Consider the following 22,869-nt stretch of genomic DNA (forward strand, 5'->3'; position numbering starts at 1 on the left):
AAAATCAGCGGCAATTGCGTGGACGGTTCCGGCATCGCCGAACCCCGTCATCCCTTCCGCTGCATGCGGCAGAAGAAGAAGCCGTCGGTATCCGTGGAAGCGGGCGTCAGCGTCACCGTCAGGCCGTCGGAAGAGCGCGGGCGCGGGGCATCCTTGCCGAACAGTCCATCCCAGGCGGGCAGGGCGCTGACGATCTGGAAGCCGGGGTTGTCGGCTGTGAAACGGCGCACCTGCTCCTCGTTTTCCCGAGGCAGCACCGAGCAGGTGACGTAGATCAGTTCGCCGCCCGGTTTGACGAAGCCGCTTGCCTGCGCCAGCGCATCCTGCTGCTGGGCAGTGCGTTCGTCGAGGTTCTTTGCGGTCAGCCGCCATTTGGTATCGGGCCGCCGCCGCCACGTGCCGGTGCCGGTGCAGGGTGCATCGACGAGCACCTTGTCGCAGCGGCCGGCAAGGCCGGAAAGCCCTTTGGCGTCGTCATGCACCTGGACATTGCGGGTGCCCGCGCGCTTCAGCCGCTCGATGATCGGCGCCAGCCGCTTGCGGTCGGCGTCATAGGCATGAACCTGACCTTTGTTCTGCATGGCGGCCGCCATGGCGAGCGTCTTGCCGCCGCCGCCGGCGCAGTAATCGAGGATCTGTTCGCCGTCGCGCGCCAGCACCAGATCGGCGACGATCTGCGATCCCTCGTCCTGAACTTCGAACCAGCCTTTCTGGAACGAAAGCTCGGCTGTCACGTTGGGAAGACGCGAGGCGCCTTCGCCTGCGGCAATCCGGATGCCGTAGCGGGCGATCTTCGCCGCATGCGCGCCGGCTCTTTCGAGCGCCTTGACGGCTTTGTCGCGGGAGGCTTTCAGGATGTTGGCGCGCAGATCGAGCGTCGGGCGGGCGGCAAGCGCCTGTGCCTCGGCGAGCCAATTGGCGCCAAAGGCCTGTTCGAAGGAGGATTGAACCCATTCTGGAATATCGCCGCGGATATGCGGCGGCGCATCGTCGAGCGAGCGGCTTGCGAAAGCGGCGGCGGCATCGGCCGGAAGCGGCGGCGGCGCAAACTTGTCGTCGGCCAGTTCGGCGGCGAGGCTGTCAGGTGTAAAACCCCACTGGCGGAACATGACGGCGTAGGCAATGGCCGAGGCACTGTCGTCATCCATGAGCCAGGCATGGGAAAGCCGCATGCGCAGGGCGTCGTAGACGATATTGCCGATTGCGGCGCGGTCGCCGGAGCCGGCGAAGCGATGCGCGAGGCCCCAGTCCTTCAGCGCGTCGGCGACGGGTCGCTTGCGGGCATCGATGTCCGCGAGCACAGAAATCGCCCCTTCGAGGCGGCCGCCCAAACGCATTCACATGTCTCCTGTTGCCGTGGCGTGTGAACGATCCGCGCGCAGACGTGATGGGCGCGGGGCGGATTGTGCACAAGTCTCAACCGCGTGGTAACCGCGATTGGCGGCAAGAGCAAGCGCCGCTGGCGGCGCAGCCTTCAGCCTCAGCTGACGACCTGGTAGCAGACCTTCGCAGTGCCCGAGCTCACCATGCCGATATTCTGCGCGGCAGCCCGCGACAGGTCGAGCACGCGTCCCCGGATGAACGGACCGCGATCGTTGATGCGAACGACGACGGTGCGGCCATTGTTGCGGTTGGTGACCTTCACCTTGGTGCCGAATGCGAGCGAGCGGTGCGCGGCAGTCAAGATGGCAGGGTTCATGCGTTCTCCGGAAGCAGTTTTGGAGCGAAGTGCGTACCATGAAGCACCACCGCAACCATTTGCAGCAAAACCTTCCGCCGGAAGCAAGGAAGAACAGGCTGCAATAGTCGCGGCAGCGACAATAGAACGGCAGATTTTCTTCAAAACGGAGTATCCCTCAACTATTGAACTCACGCCCTTGCAGGCGGCGGGGCTTAAATCCGTCGAAAAATGGCGAAAAAGTGCCGTGAACGATCACGGAATGTTACATAGTGTAATATTTGTGAGGCCATTGATAAAATATGAGAATTTGCCACGTGTGGTAGGATGTGGAAAAAACGCAATGAAATCAGCTAAAATTCAAATGATTTTTCCGAGGAAGTTTTAAACTTCACGGCCTTCACAAAAATCACGAAATATTTTTTCCGCGTCTGCCATATTTGCTGCCACATTTGGGCAAATTCAGAGGCCGTTAACCATGTTCTGCGGCGAGAATTGTTCTGATAAATGCAGAAAGTAGGAATTTCCTACTCATTTTGGGTGATAACCCCGGTCACCAGCGGCCGGTGTTGATCTAACCGCGCCAGCGTCCGTCCTGCCACAATTGCGCGAGCGACATCGGGTAGTTGGGGAAGGAAAATTCGAAGCCAGCGGCCTTCAATTTCGCATTCGAAACCCGTTTGTTCTCACCATAGAAAGAGCGGGCCATCGGCGTCAGTTCGGCGGTTTCGAAAGCCTGCTCCGGCGGCGGCTCGACGCCCATCAGGCGCGCCGCCTCGACGATCACGTCCTGCGGCGGGCCCGGCCGATCGTCGGTGACATTATAGATGCCGCCGAGGCGATGGTCCGAGAGATAGCGGGTCGCCGCGCCGATATCCTCGACACGGATGCGGTTGAAAACCTGGTCCTTCTTGATCAGGCGCCGCGCCGTGCCCTTTTCCAGATTGCAGAAGGCATTGCGGCCCGGCCCGTAAATGCCGGAGAGGCGCAGCACGGCCGCCGGCACGCCGCACTTCGCGCCCATTGCCAGCCAGCCCTCTTCCGCCTCGAGCCGCTCCTTCGAGCGTCCCGAAACGGGCACGCAGGGCGTTTCCTCGTTGATCCAGGCTCCCTTGTGATCGCCATAGACGCCGACGGTGGAGAGGTAGCCGATCCATTCGAGCCTCGGCAGCAGGCCTGCGCCGTCTTCGCCGAGCAGCCGCAGCAGCGGATCGGCCTTTCCAGGCGCGATCGACTGCACGAGATGGGTGACATCGGCCAAAGCCTGGACGAGACCCTCTTCCATGGTCTCGCCATCGAACAGGAATGCTTCGATGCCGGCGCGGCGGAGCGCTTCCGTCTTCTCTGCCGAGCGGGTCGTGCCCGACACGCGCACGCCATCGCCGGCGAAAGCCTCGGCGATGGCCGTGCCGGAAAAACCGCAGCCAAAGATCATCACATGCATCAGCCCACTCCTGCCAGCCGCCATTCGTTCAGTACGTCGTCATCTCTCTCGCCGGCCCTTTGTGCGGCAAAGGCCGAGAATTCGCCAGCCTCCATCAGCCGCGAAAGCGCCCAAACCGCCATCCCTCGCACCACCGGCGAGGCATCGTCCGCGAGCATGCGACATTGTGGGATCAGTGACTTCTCGCCGGAATTGCCGGCGGCGATCAGCACATTGCGGATGAAGCGGTCGCGGCCGATCCGCTTCACCGGCGAGCCGCTGAATAAGGTGCGGAAAGCCGGATCGTCGAGCGTCAGCAGAAAGGCGATCGACGGTTCCTGCAGATCTTCTCTCGCCTTCAGCTTCATTTCGGAGGCGGCACTTGCGAACTTGTTCCAGGGACAGGCGGCAAGACAGTCGTCGCAGCCATAGATGCGGTTGCCGAAGAGCACCCGCAGGTCGGGATCGATCGGTCCCCTGTGCTCGATGCTGAGATAGGAGATGCAGCGCCGCGCATCGATCTGGTAAGGCGCCGGAAAAGCGGCGGTCGGGCAGGCGTCGAGACAGGCGCGGCAGGAGCCGCAATGATCGATCTCCGGCGCGTCGACGGCAAGGTCGGCGGTGGTGAACATCGAGCCGAGAAACAGCCAGGAACCGTGCGTGCGGCTGACGAGATTGGTGTGTTTGCCCTGCCAGCCGAGGCCGGCCGCCGCCGCCAGCGGTTTTTCCATGACGGGCGCGGTATCGACGAAGACCTTCACATCGGCGCCCGCCCGCGCCGCAAAGCGCGTGGCGATCTCCTTCAGCCGGCCCTTGATGACGTCATGATAATCGCGATTGCGGGCATAGACTGAAATCGCCGCCTTGTCAGGCTTGCCGAGGATGCCGCGCGGATCTTCCTCCGGTCCGTAGTTGAGGCCGAAGACGACGACGGATCGCACCTCGCTCCAGAGTGTGCGGGGATCGCCGCGCCGGTCGCGCGTCTCCGCCATCCAGTCCATCGTCCCGTGACGCCCGGCGTCGATGAACTGGCCGAGCCGCTCTTTTGCTTCGGGGATGGCGTCCGGGCGCGTGATGCGGCAGAGATCGAAGCCCTTGGCGGCAGATTCCGCCCTGACGAAGTCGGTCAAATTGTCGCGGCGCCGCCGCTCTTTGTCGTGGTTGTCAGCTTCGGGCATGAAGAGCCCTCGTCAGAAATCCAGATCCGCATAATGCGAAACGGGGGTCAGGCCGCGCACGCGTTCCGTCAGCATCGGCCGGAAGGAGGGGCGCGATTTCAGCCTCTGATACCATTCCTTGACGACAGGCGCATCCGCCCAATCGATCTCGCCGAGATAGTCGAGGATCGAAATCGAGGCGGCGGCGGCAAGATCGGCATAGCTCATCCGCTCGCCCGCCAGCCATTGGCGCGAGCCGGCGAGCCAGGTGAGATAGCGCATATGCTGGCGGATATTCGCGCGGGCCGTGCGCAAAATCTTCGAATCCGGCGCTCCGCCGCCCTGGTCGGCCGTCATCTGCAACTTGTAGACGCGCTCGCGGGCAAGCGGCTTCGTCACGTCGTTTTCCATCTTCTGCATGAACCACTCGCTCAGCCGGCGGATTTCCGCCCGCTGGAAAGGGTCCTCGGCGAGCAGCCGCCGGTCGCGCTTCAGGACGCCGTGCGTCTCGTCCAGATATTCGGAAATGACGGTCGCGCCGCAAAGTGCGCGCATGCTGTCGTCGACATAGACCGGCAGCGTGCCGGCGGGATTGAGCGCCAGGAAATCCCGGCGCTTCTCCCAGGTCTGCTCTTCGATCAGATCCGCCTGATAGCCGTATTCCGCCAGGATCAGCCGGACGAAGCGAGATGCGGATGACATGGGATGGTGATAAAGCGTGGGCATCGATACTCGTGCTTTATGATTGCTGTTACAGGACTGTGCGGCAGCTCATTTATAGCGCCCTAGTCATGACTCATTGGTTGAAGCTATAGGAGCTTGGCCGGGGCAATACAAGCGAATCGGATCTCACGCCATCTGAGAGGGGATAAAACACGCTTCTTGTGCACGAGGATAGAGGCCGCGCCTGATCGGCTCAAGCGCAGCCCGGAGCATTTCCAGCCGGAGATGCTCGGTCCGAACGACCTTTAAACCGGAGACAATTTATGGACTATATCAATGCTATTATCCTCGGTATCGTCGAGGGGATTACCGAGTTTCTGCCGATCTCGAGCACCGGCCACCTCATCATTGCGGAGCAATGGCTGGGTCACCGGTCGGACATGTTCAATATCGTCATCCAGGCAGGCGCCATCCTCGCCGTGACCATCATCTATTGGCGTCGTCTGGTGGATCTGGTGCTCGGCTGGCGAGAGCCGGCAAACCGCGATTATGCCGCCAAGCTGATCGTCGCCTTTCTCATCACCGCGATCCTGGGCCTTGTCGTCAAGAGGCTCGGCTATGAGCTTCCCGAGACCGCGACGCCGATCGCCTGGGCGCTCATCATCGGCGGTATCTGGATGATCTTCGCCGAATGGGCCGCGGCGCGCAGGCCGCCTCACAAGGAGATCACCTGGCTCGTCGCCATTCTGGTCGGCATCGCCCAGATCGTCGCCGGCATCTTTCCGGGAACGTCGCGCTCCGGCGCCACGATTTTCGTCGCCATGCTGGCGGGCACGGGCAATCGCGCTGCCGCGACCGAATTCGCTTTCCTCGTCGGCATTCCCACGATGTATGCCGCGAGCGGTTATGAGTTGCTGAAGGCCTTCAAGGACGGCGGAGCGGCAGGCGAAGACTGGACGGCGCTCGGCATAGCCTTCGTCGCCTCCACGGTCGTCGCTTTCATCGCCGTCAAATGGCTGCTCGCCTATATCAGAAGCAACCGGTTCACGCTCTTCGCAATTTACCGGATCATTCTCGGCGTCCTGCTGCTCGGCTTGGCTGCCGGCGGCCTGATTCCCTGAGATATCGGTCTCGCCTTGCATTCGCGCAGCTCTCAGGCGCGAATGCAAGGCGCCCTATCGGGGCTGACGATCCCACTACCTTCGCCCTTTTGATAAGGGGTCGAGATCCCCGCACGATCAACGCCATGGTTCGATATCCGTATGGGCAAAGTCGTTGCCTTTGAAGAGGAGGGGCAGAGATAGGCTCTTCGCCAGCGCGTAGGCGGCACAATCGGCAAGATTGAGTTTGGCTTTCGAATGAATTCCCCTGCCGAATTGTCCGAAAGCTATGGCCGCCAATCGCGCCTGCTCTCGATCGAATGCAGCGATCTCTACCTGCGCTTCGTCCAGATAGATCCAGAACTGATTAACCGCCGCCTCGCCGCGGCGAGAGCGGAGGACCACAGCGGTTTCATAGACATTCAGCGCCGACATGACCAATCGCTCGGCGTTGGCGATCGCGCCTGCATAAGTCGCCGCGTCGGCTTCTTTCTCGAAGATGGCGATCAGCGCAGACGTGTCGATGACGATCATATTGCGTTCAGGTCGTCCATGATTTCTTGCGGGCTGCGAGGATCGAGCACGGGCATGGCGGCAATCCTCTCTCCGAAGGCGAGCATCTCCTCGGCGGTCATCCGGTGCTTCGGCTTGTCGAGCACTCCGAAGGTGATGGCTTCACGCTCGATCGCGACGCGAACGACGTCTTCGGCGCTTCGCCCCGTGCGATCGGCGACGAGCCGTGCGAGGCGTTCGGTCTCTTGTGGCACCTGCAACATCTTTTCAACCTCTCAAAAGCCAATCGAGCACAGCTATTTTGAAAGTGTAATACAAGAGATGGTTTTGCAATGACCTAAGCGGCGCACGTCCGCGCCGTTTTTGATGCTGGCCGGACGGCACTTGCATTTCAAGCGTCTCAATCAGGCGCTCGGGTTGACTAATGTCTTTGATAAATGCCGGTCTCAAGACCGGCTTTTCGTCAATGGATGATCGAAGCCGTCGAGCAAGGATCGACGCCGTAAGCCGGCGAGCAGTCGCCCTTCAACGCCGCGACCGAACCGGGCGCAACGAAGGAGCCTGCAAGGATAACCAGCGCCGCACACGCAAACAGGAGCGCGATTGACTTGCCCATCGAGAAATGCCTTTCACAGTGATTGCCGCACGCTTTTCGCAGGCGTTGAGTCCGTTCGAGGACGCGCGGGTTTGGTAGTCAGTGGAATGACAAATAGCAATAAACGTTCCTGCTAAATTTGGCGTTAATTCCACAAATTTTCCGATGCGTCTTTTATGCAACGCCGCTCAATATGGCCGCAGGGAAACATTCCAAACTTGCGCAGGCGCTGCGTGACGGGACGACGGCAAAACGCCGCCCGCGGTATCCGCGGACGACGCTGTCAATTCTTCGGGAAAGATGATCAGGCGGCCTTGCCGGAATCCGTATACTGGCCGTGCGGCCGGTACTGCACGAGATAGGAGGCAAGCACCGATGCCGGCATGGTGGGCGTGATGCCGAGCCCCTTCAGCGTGCGGCCTTCGGCCTCGGCTTCCTTGGAGACGATGTTGTCGTGCTTGAGCAGGCGCACCTGGTCCGGCGTGATCGGCGGCGTTATGAACGGGACCAGCGAGGCGATGCTGCCGATCAGCGACGCGATGCCGAAGGGCAGGGAGACGAGCGGGTTCTTGCGGCTCGTCACCTTCAGCATCATCTCGAGACATTCGCGGAAGCTCAGCACCTCAGGCCCGCCGAGTTCATAGATCCTGCCGCCGGCCACCTTGCCGTCGACCGCGCGGGCAACGGCCTCGGCGATATCCTCGACGTAAACGGGCTGGAATTTCGTCTTGCCGCCGCCGACCAGCGGCAGGACCGGCGACATGCGCGCCATGTTGGCAAACTTGTTGAAGAAGCTGTCCTCCGGTCCGAAGACGATCGACGGGCGGAAGATCACCGCATCGGGCTTGACGGAGAGGATGGCCGCTTCCGCGCGGCCCTTGGTGCGGCCATAATCGGAATCGGAATTCGCATTGGCGCCGAGCGCCGAAATATGGGTGAGCGTGGCGCCGGCGCCACGCGCCGCTTCGGCAACCGCGCGACCGCCGAATTCCTGCACCGCGTCGAAGGTGTTGCGGCCGGTCTCATGCAGGATGCCGACGCAGTTGACGACGTGGCTCGCACCGTTGACGGCGCGGTCGATCGAGCTGCGGTAGCGCAGGTTCGCCTGAACGAAGGAAATCTGGCCGACATTGCCGAGTGGCTGCAGGAAGCCGGCGAGATCGGGACGGCGCACGGCGACGCGGATGCGATATCCGCGCTTGGCGAGCGCGCGAACCACGTGCCTGCCCACGAAGCCGGACCCTCCGAACACGGTGACGAGCGGCGGCAGGTTGGCAAGGGTCATGGCAGGCTCCTCGAAAGGCTTTTGGGGTGCTTTATCGGCTCCCGTCTTAGCCGAATCCCGGCGTGACGGGAAGGCCCATCGCGCCGTCAGTTTTGCAGGTGCGAAGTGGTTCAGATGCCCTCGACGACGACCATTTCCGCGTCCGCCGCTTCCTGGCGGATTTTCGCGGCGATCTGGTATTCGGGTGAATTGTAGCAGTCGACCGCATGCTGCATCGAGGGAAATTCGATCACGACGTTGCGGGCGCGGGCCTTGCCCTCGAGCTCGGTGATCGCGCCGCCGCGCGCCAGGAAATTCGCGCCGTATTTTTCGAAGGCGAGCTTCGCCGCCGCCACGTAATCCTTGTAGCGCTCGGCATCGCGAACGTCGACGCGGGCAATCCAGTATCCCTTGGCCATGGTCTTCTCCCTTTGCGATTGAATTAGCGGTTTGCCGGCCAGAGGGCGCTGACCATCTCATTGAGGACGGCGCGGGCGGCCTCCCTCGGATCGGGCGCCTTGACGATCGGCCGGGCAACGACGAGATGCGTGGCTCCCGCCTTCAGTGCGTCGAAAGGCGTCATCACCCGCTTCTGGTCGCCCTTGTCGCTGCCGGTCGGGCGGATGCCTGGGGTGACGATCGCCATGTCGGGTCCGACGATATCGCTTACTTCGGCTGCTTCCGCCGCCGAACAGACGATGCCGCCCATCCCGGCCGCGCGCGCCTGGCCGGCGCGGCGCAGCACCAGGCTGTGCGGATCCTGATTGTAGCCGGCGTCGGCAAGATCGTCGGCATCCATCGAGGTGAGCACGGTCACGCCGAGCAGGCAGAGGCCGGAGCCGGCAGCCGCCTCGACCGCCGCCTTCATGGCTTTGGGATAGGCGTGCAGCGTCAGCATCGACATGCCCATCTTGGCGATGTTCTCGACGCCGGACGCGACCGTGTTGTCGATGTCGAGCAGCTTCATGTCGAGAAAGATCTTCTTCCCGCTGGCGGCAAGGTCGCGGGCGAATTCCAGGCCGCCGGCAAAAACGAGCTGGTAGCCGATCTTGTAGAAGAGAACGTCGTCGCCGAGCGTGGAAACCAGTCGTTCCGCCTCGCCGATCGTTGGAACATCCAGGCCGACGATCAGCCGCTCGCGTGCGTCCATTTCAAGTCACTCCCGCCAGTCTTCGATGGGCGTCCAGTCGCATGATAAGCGGCGATCCGCAAGGCCGAAAGCATAGAGATTACCGCCACCGGCCGGCTGGTCGCGGTCGCGGCCGATCGGCCGGCCCGACAGATGGCATTTGAGCAGCGTGCCGACACCGCCATGGCCGACGAAGGCGATGGGTGCTGTCGCATCATGCATGGCAAGAACGGCATTGACAGCCCCGACGATGCGGGCCTGCGCGTCGACAGCGCGTTCCCAGCCTTTGAAGCTTTCTTCCGGGTTGGCAAAGAACCAGTCGGCGGCTTCCTCGAATTGCGGCGGCGGCAGGAAGCCGGTCGCCGAGCGGTCGTTCTCGTGCATACCGTGGACGATCTCGATGCCGATGCCGGATGCTCTCGCCAGAATTTCGGCCGTTTCGATCGACTTCGTCTCGTCGCTGGAGACGATGCGCCGCAGCTGCCCGGCCCAGCCGCTCTCGGCAGCTTTGCGGGCGCGCGCCGCGCCGACATCGGAAAGCCCCCATTTCGGCACGGGCACGTTCGCGTCGATCTTGACCTGCGGATGGGTGATATAGACCCCGAACATCTCAGCCGCGCCGGTAGATCCAGAGCTGCGCCGGTGGAATGTTGCGCACCACGAAGTCGAAATGCTGAATGTGGTAGCGGTCGGGATTGGCGGCGATCGGCGAAATCGCGCCATAGGATATCTGCACCACCGGCCGGCCGGCCGGCAACCGGTCGAGCAGGCTTTCGAGCAGCGAGACGCGCATCGCCATCGGGAAGTTCAGAAGCGGAATGCACGAGATGACGCAATCGAACGTCTGGTCGCCGAAGGCGCCGAGCGTGGTCTTGAGATCGAAGGCATCGCCGTTGATGAAGTGCACGCCCGGATAGGTGCGCAGCAGATGCTGGTGGAAATCCGTCGAATATTCAATCGCGACCAGATTGTCCGGCTTCAGGCCGCGTCCGAGAATGGCTTTGGTGATAGCGCCCGTGCCCGGTCCGAGTTCGAGCACCGGCAGGCCGGAATTGAGGTTGATGACGCTTGCCATGCGTTTGGCGGTGATGGAAGAGGTCGGCACGATAGAGCCTACCGTCTTCGGCCCCTGCATCATGCCCCGGAAGAAACGGATTTCTTCATCGAATTTCTTCCCGAGATGTTCCCTCACCTTGACCCTTAAGCGCATTCTCCACCCATCCGCATGTTGATCGACTGTCTTAATATGCTCTTTGTCGCTGTCGGGACAAGAATTTTCGCAACGAAGACACCGGCATCAACAGCTCATGCCGCCTTCCGCTCGGATCGAGGCATGAGATCCGCAAGCCTGTCGCTGAGATGATCGGCGTCGACGGGCGCGCGCAGCTTTTTGTCGGTGTTATCGAAATAAAGATAGACGTCGCGGCCCTTGGCTCGCGCCGGCAGCGGCTCCAGCATCCGCGTCGCGTTGTCGGGTTCTCTGCCCTTCGCCCAGGCGCGGATGCGTTCGGCCCATAGGTCGAGTGCCTCATCCTCGTAGCCGCTGATGTAAAGCTGTTCGGAACCATGCAGCCGGCAATAGATGAAGTCGGCGGTGATGTCCATCAACAGCGGCCATTGCACCGTGTCGGCGCAGACCAAGGCGGCGTTATGTCGCCTCAGTATCTCGATGAAGGCGGCTGAGCGGAAGCTGTCGTTGCGGATTTCGAGCGCATGGCGGATCGGCTGATGTCCGTCGCTTTCGAGCCAGGCATGTTTGAGCCGCTCATCATGCCGTCTGGCGAGAGCTGTCGCCGCATCGTGGTCATGCGGCAGCAGCGACAGGAAACTTTCGAAACGATCGGGATCGAAGGCCATGTTCGGCGGGAATTGCCAGAGGATCGGCCCAAGCTTGGGGCCGAGCCGCAGCAGCCCGGAAGCGAAGAAGTTGGCAAGCGGCGCCTCGATCTCCCTCAGCCGCCGCATATGGGTGATGAAGCGCGGCCCCTTGACCGCAAAGACGAAGTCGTCAGGCGTTTCGTCCCGCCAGCGGCCGAAGCTTTCGGGCTTCTGCAATCCGTAGAAGGTGCCGTTGATCTCGATCGAACGGAAGTGCCGGGCGGCGTAGGCAAGCTCCTGCTTCTGCGGCAGGCCTTTCGGATAGAATTGGCCGCGCCAGGGCGCATAGGTCCAGCCTGAAATGCCGATGCGCACCGCTCCCGTCTTCTTCATCCTGGCATCCTCCGGTTTGACTGGAGGAAAACCGGAAACGGGCGCCTTCGTTCCCGTCAGACGCGCATCGGCATCAGCACGTAGAGCGCATCGTCGCCGGCCGTGTCGCGGATCAGCGTCGGCGAGCCGGCATCGGCCAGCAGGAAGATCGCTTCCTCGCCGGAAAGCTGCGCGGTAATGTCGAGCAGGTATTTGGCGTTGAAGCCGATTTCCATCGAATCCGTATCGTAGCCGACGGCGACTTCTTCAGTCGCGCTGCCGGAATCCGGATTGTTGACGGTCAGCATCAGCTGCCCTTCGGAAAGCGCGAGCTTTACGGCGCGGCCGCGCTCGGAAGAGATTGTGGAGACGCGGTCGACGGCCTGGGCGAAGGTCGTGCAGTCGACGCGCATTTCCTTGTCGTTGCCTGTCGGGATGACGCGCTGATAATCCGGGAAGGTGCCGTCGATCAGTTTCGAGGTCAGCACGATCGAGCCGATCGTCATGCGGATCTTGGCATCGGACACTTCGACGGTCACGACGGCCTCGGGATTGTCGACCAGTTTCTGCAGCTCTCCCACGGTCTTGCGCGGAATGATGATGCCCGGCATGCCCTCGGAACCGGAGGGCGCGTCGACATCGGCGCGCGCCAGGCGGTGGCCGTCGGTCGCGACCGCCCTGAGCTTCAGGTCGCCCTTGCTCTCGATCGTGTGGAAGAAGATGCCGTTGAGATAATAACGCGTCTCTTCGGTCGAGATCGCAAACTGCGTGCGGTCGATCAGCATCTTCAGATCGGTCGCCTTCAGCTTGAAGGAATGCGTGAAGGTGCCGGCGGTCAGATCAGGGAAGTCCGATTCCGGCAGGCACTGCAGCGAGAATTTCGAACGGCCGGACTGCACGGTCATCGAGCCGCCGTCAGTGCTGGTGGCAAGCAGCACTTCCGAACCGTCGGGCAGCTTGCGCACGATGTCGTAGAGAAGATGGGCGGGAACGGTGGTGGCGCCGGGCTGTTCGACGCTTGCCGGCGTCGCCTCGGTGATTTCGAGGTCGAGGTCGGTCGCCTTCATATCGAGGTTCTGGCCGTCGGCTTTGAGCAATACGTTGGACAGGATCGGGATCGTGTTGCGACGTTCGACCACGCGATGGACGTGGTTCAGCGATTTCAACAGGTTTGACCGCTCAATAGTAATACGCATGGGATGCTACCGCTTTCGACCGTGACTGTCCGGGCGCATCGAGCACCCGAAGAATGCTTTCCCGACTTTGGACCGGGAGTGGACGGGCAAAATGGCAGACTTCAGCATCGGTTTGCAAGAGGCATGGATGGCTCCGAGCCCGCATTTGCGGTTTTCCGGAGCAATCCTCACAGAAATCCGAACCCTTGCCGAAGCGGTGCCGCTCGCCCATAAAGGCCGATGAACCGGCAGGGCGCCGGCGGGACGGAAAGCAAATGGCATGAATGAGGAAACGACAGCGGAAACCGCCGGCCGGCGAAGCTTCCGCCTGCACAATGCAACGGTGCCGGCGCGGCCGCTGGAGCCGGCGCTTTATCTGGTCGCGACCCCCATCGGCAATCTCGGCGACATCACGCTGCGCGCGTTGGAAACCCTGGCCGGCGCCGATGTGCTCGCCTGCGAGGACACGCGCGTCACCCGTGTCCTGCTCGATCGCTACGGCATCCAGAACCGCCCTTTCGCCTATCACGAGCATAATGCCGACGAAGCGGGGCCGCGGCTCCTGCAGGCGCTGGAGGCGGGCCGGTCGGTGGCGCTGGTTTCCGATGCCGGCACGCCGCTCGTCTCCGATCCCGGCTATCGGCTGGCACAGCAGGCGATCACGGCGGGCTATCGCGTCATTCCCATCCCGGGAGCGTCGGCGCCGCTCGCGGCCCTTGTCGGTTCCGGCCTGCCGAATGACGCCTTTCTTTTCGCCGGTTTCCTGCCGGTCAAGGACAAGGCCCGCCGCGACCGTCTCGGCGAACTTGCCGCCGCACCGGCGACGCTGATCTTCTTTGAATCACCGCATCGCATCGGCGCCACCCTTCTCGCCGCCGCCGATGTGCTGGGGGCCGCCCGGCCCGCCTCCGTCTGCCGCGAGCTGACCAAGACCTATGAGGAGTTTCGCCGTGGCACGCTGGCCGAGCTTGCCGCGCATTATCAGCAGGTGGAAAACGTCAAGGGCGAGATCGTCCTCGTCGTCGGCCCGCCGCAGCCGGCCGAAACGCCTGAAGCCGATGTCGAAGCCATGCTCGCCGATCTCTCGAAAACGATGCCGACGGCAAAGGCTGCGACCGAGGCGGCCCGGCTCACCGGCCTGCCGCGCAAGGCGCTCTACCAGCGCCTGCTGGAGATGAAGGGCGCCGATGGGCGATAAGGATCTCACCGCCATCAGAAGGAAGGCGCTGCGGCGCGGCCGCATGTCGGAATATGTCGCGGCTGTCTTCCTGATGCTGAAGGGCTATCGCATCCTGGCGCTTCGCCACCGCACCAGGCTCGGCGAGATCGATATCGTTGCCCGTAAGGGCGATCTCGCCGTGTTCGTCGAGGTCAAGGCCCGCCATGGCGAGGCGGCGGCCGTCGACGCCGTCTCCATCGCCTCGCAGAAGCGCATACGCGCGGCAAGCGATCTTTGGCTTGCCCGGCAGACCGATCACGCTCGTCTTTCCCAACGCTACGATATCGTGGCGATCATGCCCGGCCGGCTGCCGCGGCACTTTCCCGATGCATTCTGACCTCTTTCGACCCACCGGCTTTCCCGATCCTTAAAATTTTAATGCCGGCGTGAACGGGCTCCTTACGACTCTCTGCTATCCCCGGCCTTGGTAGGGATAATAATCGGGGGTTGTTACGTGGCCTGGAAGATGATGCTTGCAAGCGCGGCCGCCATGGCTGCGCGCTCCGTGCCTTATGTTGCGCTGAAGCCGGCCGGAAAATCTTTCATCGCGCATGCAAGCGACATGCTGCCGCTGAAGCCGACGCCGATCAATCCGGACTGGATCGTCAGCGGCAACCCTGAGGCCCGCACGGCCGAACATTCGCGCGGCCATGACGAGGCGTCTCTGACGGCGATCTGGGACTGCACGGCGGGCGAATTCCGCTGGTATTTCGGTTGGGACGAGACCGTGATGATCCTCGAAGGCGAGGTCCACATCACCGCCGAGGACGGCACGGAGCGAACCCTTGCCGTCGGCGACGTCGCCTTTTTCGCAGGCGGAACCTGGGCGAGCTGGCGGGTCGACAACTATGTCCGCAAGGTCGCCTTCCTGCGCAAGCCTTTCCCGAAGCCCTTGGCGATCGCCTATCGTCTCCGCAACATGCTGCGCAACGGCGGCAACCAGGGCATCGCCGCCTGAATTCGCTGCCGGTGTCGTTCATTCCCAGCTAATCGGGCTGCGGCGGGGCGGTCGTTTCGCCGTTTAGAAACTCGCAGTCGAACAGGATCGGTTTGTCGAGCTCGGGTGCCGTCCGCTTGTTTAAGAGGACGGCCACCGCCGCCGCGGCCACCTCCTGAATCGGCTGCTTCACCGTCGTCAGCCGCGGCGTCGTCATGCTTGCGAGCGGGATGCCGTCGAAGCCGACGACGGAAAGGGCGGCAGGGATCGGGATTCCCAAATCATGCGCCGCCCGCATGCAGCCGATCGCCTGCTGGTCCGAGCTTGCAAAGATTGCCGTCGGCCGCTCGTTGCGCGCGCGCGCCAGAAGATAATTGCCCGCCGAACGGCCGCTCTCATAGTCGAACGCCGCCTCGGCAATCAGCGGCGATGCCCCCAATTCCGTGCCGCCGCCCGTCTGTTCCATCGCATCGAGATAGCCCCTGAGGCGATCGTTGGCGGGAACGGAGTGTTTGGGCCCCGAAATGAAGCCGATACGGCGATGCCCGAGCTTCAGAAGATGTTCGACGCCGAGGCGAACGCCGTTGCGGTGATCGGCGGCAATGCCGGAATATCCCGGCATGAGACGGTCGACGACGACGATCGGCAATCCTTTCGGCAGTTTGAGCGTATGGAAATCGTTGCTGGGAACGAGAATGATGCCGTCCACCTTCCGGCTCGTCAGCTGTCTGATACGGTCGGCCTCCTTGGCCGCATGATCAAACGACGTCATGACGATGATGTTGTAGCCGTGATTTGCCGCCGCTTGTTCCGCGGATTGGACGAGTTCGGAGAAGAACGGATTGGTCAGATCCGGAATGACGATGCCGATGAGGCGGCTGACCTTGCTGCGCATGCTTCTGGCGGAGGGATCGGGCATATAGCCGAGCTCTTTGATGATGCCGTCGACGCGCGCCCGCAATTCCTTCGTGACCGAGGGATGATCGTTCAAAACCCTCGAGACCGTCCCGGTGGAAACGCCCGCAAGCTTGGCAACGTCTCTAATCCCGACTTTCGACATAACGGAAACATTTGCCCTTCAATAGCGCCTTCGGAAGACGCCCGGGGCGCCTGATCGGCTTCCAGCTAATCGTTCTCGCGGCTCCGGTCAAAGTCCGCATTCATTCGACCTCTCGATGGAACCGGTTCATTGCAATATTTGTAAAATACCTCGAACATGTCAATTCCGGGCAAAGTTTGGCCTCCTATCGGCGACTTGACAATTTTCGAGGGCGTGCTACCCAGATGGCGTTGGAAACGGTTCATTGCCGAGGGCAACTCAGATGGAGCTGAGCCCAGAGCCGTTCGGGAGGAAAAAATGTCCAAATCTATGAAGCGTGAATCCGTCTTGGCCAGTGCGCCGCGCCGTGCCGCATTGAAGCTCGGCCTCGCCGGTACCCTGGTGCTTGCGCTGTCCTGCGGCGTATCGCCCGCCTTTGCGGCCGAAAAGCCGAAGGTCGGCCTGATCATGAAGTCTCTGTCCAATGAGTTCTTCAAGCAGATGAAGGCCGGCGCCGACAAATATGCGGCCGAGAACAAGGACAAGTTCGATTTCAAGGCCGTCGGCATGAAGGACGAGCGTGATTTCGCCGCGCAGGTCGATGCCGTCGAAAACTTCGTCACCCAGAAATACGACATCATCGTCGTGGCGCCCGCCGATTCCAAGGCGATGGCGACCCCGCTGGCAAAAGCTGTGAAGGCCGGCGTCAAGGTCATCAACATCGACGTGCCGCTCGATGCCGATGCCAAGAAGAAGGCCGGGATCGATCTCGCTTTCTTCGGGCCTGACAACAAGGAAGGCGCAAAGCTCGCGGGCGATGCGCTGGCCAAGGATCTTGGCCCCGGCGCCAAGGTCGTCATCCTCGAGGGCAACCCCGAGGCCGACAATGCCAAGGAGCGCAAGGAAGGCTTCATGGATTCCGTCAAGACGGGCAAGCTAGAGCTTCTCGACAGCAAGACCGCCCATTGGGAGACGGAAGAAGCCAACACCGTCATGACGAATTTCCTGACGAAGTATAAGGATATTCAAGGTGTCATGGCCGCCAACGACTCCATGGCGCTGGGCGTCGTCAAGGCTCTCGATGCCGCCGGCCAGGCCGGCAAGATCAAGGTCGTCGGCTTCGACAACATTCCGCCGGTGCAGCCGCTGATCAAGGATGGCAAGATGCTTGCCACCGTCGAGCAGTATGGCGCGCAGATGGCCGTCATGGGCATCGACTATGGTATGCGTGAACTTGCCGGCGAGAAATTCACCGGCTGGGTCAAGACCGACGTCAAGCTCGTCACGTCAGCCGATCTCAAATAATCGGGATTGCCGACTGCAAGGTAAAGGAGGCGCCGGCCGATGGCTGGCGCCAACCGTCCCCGACGAGGCCTGCTTTCGGCCTCGGGACGTGCGCCGCGTGTCCCTTTACGCATAAACGGCGCTGCAACATTCCGAATTGAACAGACCATGCATGAGGCCGACGTGTCAGACGCACCAGATGACGACATCCTGAAGCTGGAAGGAATCGGCAAGCGCTTCCCCGGCGTCGTGGCGCTCAAGGATGTTTCCATGCGGATCGGCCGCGGCAAGGGGCACGTTCTTCTCGGTGAAAACGGCGCGGGAAAATCGACCCTGATCAATTTGCTCGGCGGCGTCTTCCGGCCGGATGACGGCCACATCCTGTTTGATGGCCAGCAATATCATCCGTCCTCGCCCCTGGAGGCGTTCAGGGCCGGCATCCGCGTCATTCACCAGGAATTGCATCCGCTTTCCAACCTGACGGTCGCGGAAAACCTGCTCTTCGAGCATCTGCCGCGCCGATATGGATTGGTGAACTACAAGGCGATGAACAAGAGGGCCTCCGAACTCCTGGAAGAGGTCGGCCTCGACGTCGCCCCGACGACGCTGGCGAGCCGCCTCAGCGTCGCGCAGCTTCAGCTCGTCGAGATCGCCAAGGCGCTTTGCTACGAAAGCAAGCTTCTCGTTCTCGACGAACCGACGGCAACCCTGACCTCCAAGGAGGTCGACCGCCTCTTCGAAATTCTCAAGCGCCTGAAGAACCGAGGCGTCACCACGCTCTACATCTCCCACCGGCTGGAGGAGATCTTCGAAGTCGGCGACGATGTGACGGTGCTGCGCGACGGCCAGCACGTGATCACCCGCCCGCTGTCCGGGCTTGCCATTCCTGACATCGTCGAGCTCATGGTCGGCCGTAAGCTTTCCGATCACGGCGTCTTCCGCAGCGACAGCGCCGTATCCGGCGAGGCGCTCGGCGTTTCCCGCCTGAAGGTGACGCGCAACAGCCCGGAACTGTCCTTCTCCGTGGCAAAGGGAGAAATCGTCGGCATTGCCGGCCTCGTCGGCAGCGGCCGGACGGAGGCGGTTCGCGCCATATTCGGCGCGGACGCCAAGGCAGCCGGCGAAATCCGCCTGAACGGCGAACCGGTCGAGATCAATTCGCCCAAGGACGCCGTTGCGGCCGGGCTGTGTCTCGCGACCGAAGACCGCAAGATGCAGGGCCTGATGCTCGACATGAGCTGCGCCGAAAACGCCACCATCACCGATCTCGCCAAGATCTCCCGCAATGGCCTGATCAGCGGCAAGGCGGAGGATGGTCACGCCGAGCGCCTGGTACGCGAGCTCAGGATCAAGACCCCGTCCATCCGCCAGGCCGTCAGGACGTTTTCCGGCGGCAACCAGCAGAAGGTCGTCATCGCCAAATGGCTGTTTCGCGGTCCCAAGGTCCTGATTTTCGATGAACCCACCCGCGGCATCGACGTCGGCGCCAAGGCCGAGATCTATGAGCTTCTGTGGAAGTTCGCGGCCGAGGGCAAGGGTGTCCTCGTCGTGTCTTCCGATCTGCCGGAGCTCATCGGCATCTGCCATCGCATCATCGTCTTCTCCGACGGCAAGATATCAGGTGAAATAGTCCGGGAAGATTTCGACGAGAGCAGGATCCTTTCGCTCGCCTACAAGGAGTACAGCCGTGTCCGCCAGCATTGAAAAACAGACCGAGGCGAAAGAGATGGGCTTCTGGGACAAGCTCATCCGGATCTCGATGAAGGAAGCGGGCGTCGCCATTGCCCTCATCCTGATCCTGGCGTTTTTCTCGGCGACGGCGCCCTATTTCGCCACACCGGAGAACTTTCTGAAGATTTTCGTGCAGATCGCCATCAACACCGTGCTTGCCGCCGGCATGACCTTCGTCATCCTCGTCGGCGGCATCGATCTTTCGGTCGGCTCGCTGCTTGCCCTTTGCACGGTGATCGGCGCGACGATCATGATCAATCCGGCGTTTTCGCCATGGCAGGCAATCGTTCTCGCCTGCCTCGCGTCGATGGGCACGGGTGCCGCCCTTGGCGCCATCAACGGCTGGATCTGCGAGAAGTGGAAGCTGCCGTCCTTCATCGTCACTCTCGGCATGCTGAACGTCGCGAGCGGCCTGGCGCGCGTGGTCAGCGATAACTCCACGATCACCGGCCTGCCGCAGCCTTTCGTCGATTTCGGCAACCTGATCTTCTGGGGCATCTTCCCCTCGATCTTCCTGATTGCCATCGTCGTCGTCCTCATCGGCTGGTTCGTGCTGCGCTATACCGTCTTCGGCCGTTTCGTCTTCGCGATCGGCACCAATGAAGAGGCCGTGCGGCTGTCAGGCCATGCGCCGAAAAAATACAAGATCGCGGTCTTCACGATCTCCGGCTTGACCGCCGGCATCGCAGCCATGGTCTATCTGCTCCGCCTCAATGTCGGCAGCCCGGTCGCCGGCATCGGCTACGAGCTGAATGCCATCGCCGCCGTCATCATCGGCGGCACCAGCCTCTCCGGCGGCAAGGGCTCGATCATCGGCACGCTGGTGGGTGCCTGCATTCTGCAGGTGCTGTCGACGGGATTGCAGCTGCTCGGTGCCGACGACAACATCAAGCCGATCGTCATAGGTGCGGTCATCGTGCTCGCCGTCATTCTCGACAGCTATCGCGGCCGGCTGATGCGCATCCTCGAAACGCGTTGATCCGCAGATGCGAGCATGGATAACGGCCGATCGGAAGCCCCGATTGGCCGTTGCGTTTGATATCTCGCCGACCTACATCTGTCCGGCATTCAGCGAGGGACGGAAATGGCCAAGATCACCAATGTAGCGGTCCAGATGGACCATGTCGCCGGCATCAATATCGCAGGCGATTCCACCTTCGCCATGAGCCTGGAAGCCCAGGCGCGCGGCTACAGGCTGTTCCACTATACGCCCGAGCGGCTGAGCTTCCGTGACGGCAAGCTCTTTGCCACCGTCGAGCCGATGGTGCTGCGCGACGTCAAGGGCGATCACTTCGAGCTTGGCGCGCCGGAGCGCGTCGATCTCTCGACCATGGACGTCGTGCTGCTGCGCCAGGATCCGCCCTTCGATATGGCCTATATCACCTCGACGCATCTGCTCGAGCGCATCCATCCGAAGACGCTCGTCGTCAACGATCCGGCCTGGGTGCGCAATTCACCGGAGAAGATCTTCGTCACCGAATTTTCCGACCTGATGCCGAAGACACTGATCACCAAGGACCCGGCCGAAATCCGCCGCTTCCGCGACGAGATGGGCGATATCATCCTGAAGCCGCTTTACGGCAATGGCGGCGCCGGCGTCTTCCATTCGACCCGCGACGACCGCAACCTTTCCTCGCTGCTCGAAATGTTCGGCCAGCTCTTCCGCGAGCCCTTCATCGCCCAGCAATATCTGCCCGACGTGCGCAAGGGCGACAAGCGCATCATCCTGGTCGACGGCGAATTCGCCGGCGCGATCAACCGCGTACCGGCCGAGCACGACAGCCGCTCCAACATGCATGTCGGCGGCCGCGCCGAGGCGACCGAGCTGACGCCGCGCGAAAAGGAGATCTGCGCCCGCATCGGCCCGGCGTTGCGCGAGCGCGGCTTCCTGCTCGTCGGCATCGATGTGATCGGCGATTACATGACCGAGATCAACGTCACTTCGCCGACGGGTATCCGCGAGGTCAGGAAGTTCGGCGGCGCCGATATCGCAGCCTTGCTTTGGGATGCGATCGAGCGCAAGCGCGGCTGAGATCGCGGCCTTTACCCGCCCGCTTCGCTGCCGTGGCCGGATACAACCGCGTCACGGCGACTGCTCCGAATATGTTCTTTTATCGTTCTTGTTTTATTCCATTTTCCATGCAAGATTGCAACCGCTGGCCTTAAGGCCGCAGGGCGGTAAGTAAAAGTTTGCAGGGGCAAGGGGTAGGCGGATGGTCGCGCGCGTCAGTACGGTCGCATTTCAGGGTATCGAAGGCGTGCCGGTCGAGGTCCAGGTCATGATCGCGCCCGGCAAGGTGGGAATGCAGATCGTTGGCCTGCCCGACAAGGCGGTGGCCGAAAGCCGCGAGCGCGTGCAGGCCGCCCTTCACGCCTCCGGCCTGGCGCTGCCGGCCAAGCGGGTGACCGTCAATCTGGCGCCCGCCGATTTGCCGAAAGAGGGCTCGCATTTCGATCTCCCGATCGCACTCGCGCTGATGGCGGCCCTCGGCGCCATACCCGCCGATGCGCTGTCGGATTTTGTCGTCGTCGGCGAGCTCAATCTCGATGGAACGATCGCCGCCATTGCTGGCGCGCTGCCGGCCGCCATCGGCGCCAATGCGCTCGGCAAGGGGCTGATCTGCCCGGCCGAAAGCGGCGCGGAAGCCGCCTGGGCGGGTGCCGATGTCGATATTCTCGCGCCCCGCAGCCTGATCGCCCTTGCCAATCATTTCCGCGGCACGCAGGTACTGTCTAGGCCGGAGCCGTCGATCCGCGCCAATGCCGCCAACCTGCCTGACCTCGCCGAGATCAAGGGCCAGGAAAGCGCCAAGCGCGCCCTCGAAGTCGCGGCCGCCGGCGGTCATAATCTGTTGATGGTCGGTCCTCCCGGTTCCGGCAAGTCGATGCTGGCGGCAAGGCTGCCGTCGATCCTGCCGCCGCTTTCGCCCGCCGAGCTGCTGGAAGTTTCGATGGTCCATTCCATTGCCGGCCAGCTCACCGGCGGCAAGCTTTCCGACCGCCGTCCCTTCCGCACCCCGCATCATTCCGCCACCATGGCCGCTCTCGTCGGCGGCGGTATCCGCGCCCGGCCGGGCGAGGCCTCGCTTGCCCATCACGGTGTACTTTTCCTCGATGAGTTTCCCGAATTCACGCCGCAGGCCCTCGATGCGTTGCGCCAGCCGCTCGAAGGCGGCGAATGCGTCATCGCGCGGGCCAATCACCGGGTCTCCTATCCCGCCAAATTCCAGCTGATCGCGGCGATGAACCCCTGCCGCTGCGGCATGGCGGGCGAGCCCGGCCATACCTGCGCCCGCGGCCCGCGCTGCATGAGCGATTACCAGGCCCGTATCTCCGGCCCGCTGATGGACCGTATCGATATCCGCATCGACGTGCCCGCCGTCTCTGCCGCCGATCTCATCCGCCCGATGGCGGCCGAAGCCAGCGCCGACGTCGCCCGCCGCGTCGCCCGCGCCCGCGAAATCCAGCAGGAGCGCTTCGAAAGCGCCGGCGCAAAGGGCATCGGCACCAACGCCCGCTGCTCCACATCGATGATCGAGAAACTCGCCGAACCCGACGCCGGCGGCCTGCAGCTTCTGCGCGACGCCGCCGAGAAAATGAAATTCTCCGCCCGCGGCTACCACCGCGTCCTCAAGGTCGCCCGCACGCTTGCCGATCTTGATGATAAGCCGACGGTTGGCCGTATGCATTTGGCTGAGGCGATCTCCTATCGTATTGCAGGAGAGAGATTGACGGCTGCGGCGTGAGAGAAAGCGGCGCTGAAGCGCCTACC

26 protein-coding genes are annotated in these 22,869 nt (G+C 62.4%); 10 read left to right on the top strand and 16 right to left on the bottom strand.

Annotated features, from left to right (window positions below; all coding sequences use genetic code 11):
- Nucleotides 1-47: 47 nt before the first annotated feature.
- A complete protein-coding gene (locus ATY78_RS22085) occupies nucleotides 48-1,337 on the bottom strand; it encodes an RsmB/NOP family class I SAM-dependent RNA methyltransferase (RefSeq protein ID WP_088684433.1) in 1,290 nt (429 codons plus the stop codon).
- Between the two features lie 143 nt (nucleotides 1,338-1,480).
- Nucleotides 1,481-1,804, bottom strand: coding sequence for a septal ring lytic transglycosylase RlpA family protein (locus tag ATY78_RS22090; RefSeq protein ID WP_245313618.1), 324 nt, complete (start codon nucleotides 1,802-1,804; stop codon nucleotides 1,481-1,483).
- On the opposite strand from ATY78_RS22090, the gene ATY78_RS28920 reads away from it, so the two are divergent.
- The gene (locus ATY78_RS28920; protein ID WP_245313619.1) at nucleotides 1,686-2,066 is read left to right on the top strand and encodes a hypothetical protein; all 381 of its coding nucleotides are present in this window, start codon (nucleotides 1,686-1,688) and stop codon (nucleotides 2,064-2,066) included. The two genes, ATY78_RS22090 and ATY78_RS28920, sit on opposite strands and share 119 nt — an antisense overlap.
- A gap of 186 nt (nucleotides 2,067-2,252) precedes the next feature.
- On the opposite strand, the gene ATY78_RS22095 is transcribed toward ATY78_RS28920, so the two are convergent.
- From ATY78_RS22095 to ATY78_RS22105, 3 genes are read right to left on the bottom strand one after another with little or no spacing between them, the layout of a single operon-like run.
- On the bottom strand, nucleotides 2,253-3,122 hold the full coding sequence (locus ATY78_RS22095) for an SDR family oxidoreductase (protein ID WP_088684435.1): 870 nt from the start codon (nucleotides 3,120-3,122) through the stop codon (nucleotides 2,253-2,255).
- Entirely contained in the window at nucleotides 3,122-4,279 is a 1,158-nt protein-coding gene (queG, locus tag ATY78_RS22100) for a tRNA epoxyqueuosine(34) reductase QueG (protein WP_088684436.1), read from the bottom strand. The genes ATY78_RS22095 and queG overlap by 1 nt, the downstream gene beginning before the upstream one ends.
- Nucleotides 4,280-4,291: 12 nt before the next feature.
- Nucleotides 4,292-4,984 carry a glutathione S-transferase family protein gene (locus ATY78_RS22105; RefSeq protein WP_088684437.1) on the bottom strand — a complete coding sequence of 231 codons (693 nt, stop codon included), beginning with the start codon at nucleotides 4,982-4,984 and terminating at the stop codon, nucleotides 4,292-4,294.
- Nucleotides 4,985-5,244: 260 nt separating this feature from the next.
- Here ATY78_RS22105 and ATY78_RS22110 point away from each other — a divergent pair, with 260 nt between their 5' ends.
- Complete coding sequence (locus tag ATY78_RS22110; protein WP_088684438.1) at nucleotides 5,245-6,042, top strand: undecaprenyl-diphosphate phosphatase; 798 nt, start codon at nucleotides 5,245-5,247, stop codon at nucleotides 6,040-6,042.
- A 117-nt stretch (nucleotides 6,043-6,159) separates the two neighbouring features.
- Here ATY78_RS22110 and ATY78_RS22115 read toward each other — a convergent pair whose 3' ends face one another.
- The 10 genes from ATY78_RS22115 to dnaN form a co-directional block, all read right to left on the bottom strand.
- A complete protein-coding gene (locus ATY78_RS22115; RefSeq protein ID WP_088684439.1) occupies nucleotides 6,160-6,555 on the bottom strand; it encodes a type II toxin-antitoxin system VapC family toxin in 396 nt (131 codons plus the stop codon).
- Nucleotides 6,552-6,797, bottom strand: coding sequence for a type II toxin-antitoxin system VapB family antitoxin (locus tag ATY78_RS22120; protein WP_088684440.1), 246 nt, complete (start codon nucleotides 6,795-6,797; stop codon nucleotides 6,552-6,554). The genes ATY78_RS22115 and ATY78_RS22120 overlap by 4 nt, the downstream gene beginning before the upstream one ends.
- Before the next feature lie 200 nt (nucleotides 6,798-6,997).
- Nucleotides 6,998-7,150: a hypothetical protein gene (locus ATY78_RS28635; RefSeq protein ID WP_088684441.1), complete on the bottom strand. Its 153-nt coding sequence runs from the start codon at nucleotides 7,148-7,150 to the stop codon at nucleotides 6,998-7,000.
- 283 nt (nucleotides 7,151-7,433) lie between these two features.
- Nucleotides 7,434-8,414: a complex I NDUFA9 subunit family protein gene (locus tag ATY78_RS22130; protein WP_088684442.1), complete on the bottom strand. Its 981-nt coding sequence runs from the start codon at nucleotides 8,412-8,414 to the stop codon at nucleotides 7,434-7,436.
- Between the two features lie 110 nt (nucleotides 8,415-8,524).
- Nucleotides 8,525-8,812: a DUF1330 domain-containing protein gene (locus ATY78_RS22135; RefSeq protein ID WP_088684443.1), complete on the bottom strand. Its 288-nt coding sequence runs from the start codon at nucleotides 8,810-8,812 to the stop codon at nucleotides 8,525-8,527.
- A 23-nt stretch (nucleotides 8,813-8,835) separates the two neighbouring features.
- Nucleotides 8,836-9,543 carry an orotidine-5'-phosphate decarboxylase gene (gene pyrF, locus ATY78_RS22140; RefSeq protein WP_088684444.1) on the bottom strand — a complete coding sequence of 236 codons (708 nt, stop codon included), beginning with the start codon at nucleotides 9,541-9,543 and terminating at the stop codon, nucleotides 8,836-8,838.
- A 6-nt stretch (nucleotides 9,544-9,549) separates the two neighbouring features.
- Nucleotides 9,550-10,131: a histidine phosphatase family protein gene (locus ATY78_RS22145; RefSeq protein ID WP_088684445.1), complete on the bottom strand. Its 582-nt coding sequence runs from the start codon at nucleotides 10,129-10,131 to the stop codon at nucleotides 9,550-9,552.
- A 1-nt stretch (nucleotide 10,132) separates the two neighbouring features.
- Entirely contained in the window at nucleotides 10,133-10,732 is a 600-nt protein-coding gene (gene pmtA, locus ATY78_RS22150; protein ID WP_088684446.1) for a phospholipid N-methyltransferase PmtA, read from the bottom strand.
- Nucleotides 10,733-10,827: 95 nt separating this feature from the next.
- Nucleotides 10,828-11,733 (bottom strand): DUF72 domain-containing protein, encoded by a 906-nt coding sequence (locus ATY78_RS22155; protein WP_088684447.1) that lies wholly within the window; start codon nucleotides 11,731-11,733, stop codon nucleotides 10,828-10,830.
- Between the two features lie 56 nt (nucleotides 11,734-11,789).
- Complete coding sequence (dnaN, locus tag ATY78_RS22160; protein ID WP_088684448.1) at nucleotides 11,790-12,908, bottom strand: DNA polymerase III subunit beta; 1,119 nt, start codon at nucleotides 12,906-12,908, stop codon at nucleotides 11,790-11,792.
- Nucleotides 12,909-13,167: 259 nt separating this feature from the next.
- Here dnaN and rsmI point away from each other — a divergent pair, with 259 nt between their 5' ends.
- The 3 genes from rsmI to ATY78_RS22175 all read left to right on the top strand — a co-directional run bounded on the left by rsmI (nucleotide 13,168) and on the right by ATY78_RS22175 (nucleotide 15,064).
- The gene (rsmI, locus tag ATY78_RS22165; protein ID WP_088684449.1) at nucleotides 13,168-14,085 is read left to right on the top strand and encodes a 16S rRNA (cytidine(1402)-2'-O)-methyltransferase; all 918 of its coding nucleotides are present in this window, start codon (nucleotides 13,168-13,170) and stop codon (nucleotides 14,083-14,085) included.
- Nucleotides 14,075-14,443: a YraN family protein gene (locus ATY78_RS22170; RefSeq protein WP_088684450.1), complete on the top strand. Its 369-nt coding sequence runs from the start codon at nucleotides 14,075-14,077 to the stop codon at nucleotides 14,441-14,443. Before rsmI ends, ATY78_RS22170 begins: the two co-directional genes overlap by 11 nt.
- A 117-nt stretch (nucleotides 14,444-14,560) precedes the next feature.
- Nucleotides 14,561-15,064: a cupin domain-containing protein gene (locus ATY78_RS22175; protein ID WP_245313617.1), complete on the top strand. Its 504-nt coding sequence runs from the start codon at nucleotides 14,561-14,563 to the stop codon at nucleotides 15,062-15,064.
- Between the two features lie 28 nt (nucleotides 15,065-15,092).
- On the opposite strand, the gene ATY78_RS22180 is transcribed toward ATY78_RS22175, so the two are convergent.
- Nucleotides 15,093-16,103 carry a LacI family DNA-binding transcriptional regulator gene (locus ATY78_RS22180; RefSeq protein ID WP_088684451.1) on the bottom strand — a complete coding sequence of 337 codons (1,011 nt, stop codon included), beginning with the start codon at nucleotides 16,101-16,103 and terminating at the stop codon, nucleotides 15,093-15,095.
- Between the two features lie 297 nt (nucleotides 16,104-16,400).
- Between ATY78_RS22180 and ATY78_RS22185 the strand changes: the two genes are divergently transcribed.
- The 5 genes from ATY78_RS22185 to ATY78_RS22205 all read left to right on the top strand — a co-directional run bounded on the left by ATY78_RS22185 (nucleotide 16,401) and on the right by ATY78_RS22205 (nucleotide 22,843).
- Nucleotides 16,401-17,387, top strand: coding sequence for a sugar ABC transporter substrate-binding protein (locus tag ATY78_RS22185; protein ID WP_088684452.1), 987 nt, complete (start codon nucleotides 16,401-16,403; stop codon nucleotides 17,385-17,387).
- A 147-nt stretch (nucleotides 17,388-17,534) separates the two neighbouring features.
- Nucleotides 17,535-19,070, top strand: a complete 1,536-nt coding sequence (locus ATY78_RS22190) for a sugar ABC transporter ATP-binding protein (RefSeq protein WP_088684453.1) — start codon at nucleotides 17,535-17,537, stop codon at nucleotides 19,068-19,070.
- The gene (locus ATY78_RS22195; protein WP_088684454.1) at nucleotides 19,054-20,076 is read left to right on the top strand and encodes an ABC transporter permease; all 1,023 of its coding nucleotides are present in this window, start codon (nucleotides 19,054-19,056) and stop codon (nucleotides 20,074-20,076) included. Before ATY78_RS22190 ends, ATY78_RS22195 begins: the two co-directional genes overlap by 17 nt.
- 105 nt (nucleotides 20,077-20,181) lie before the next feature.
- Nucleotides 20,182-21,129, top strand: a complete 948-nt coding sequence (gene gshB, locus ATY78_RS22200; RefSeq protein WP_088684455.1) for a glutathione synthase — start codon at nucleotides 20,182-20,184, stop codon at nucleotides 21,127-21,129.
- Nucleotides 21,130-21,310: 181 nt separating this feature from the next.
- A complete protein-coding gene (locus ATY78_RS22205; protein ID WP_088684456.1) occupies nucleotides 21,311-22,843 on the top strand; it encodes a YifB family Mg chelatase-like AAA ATPase in 1,533 nt (510 codons plus the stop codon).
- Nucleotides 22,844-22,869: the final 26 nt, after the last annotated feature.

It is taken from the genome of Rhizobium sp. R635 (genome assembly GCF_002211285.1).
In the GTDB taxonomy this organism is placed as follows: domain Bacteria; phylum Pseudomonadota; class Alphaproteobacteria; order Rhizobiales; family Rhizobiaceae; genus Rhizobium.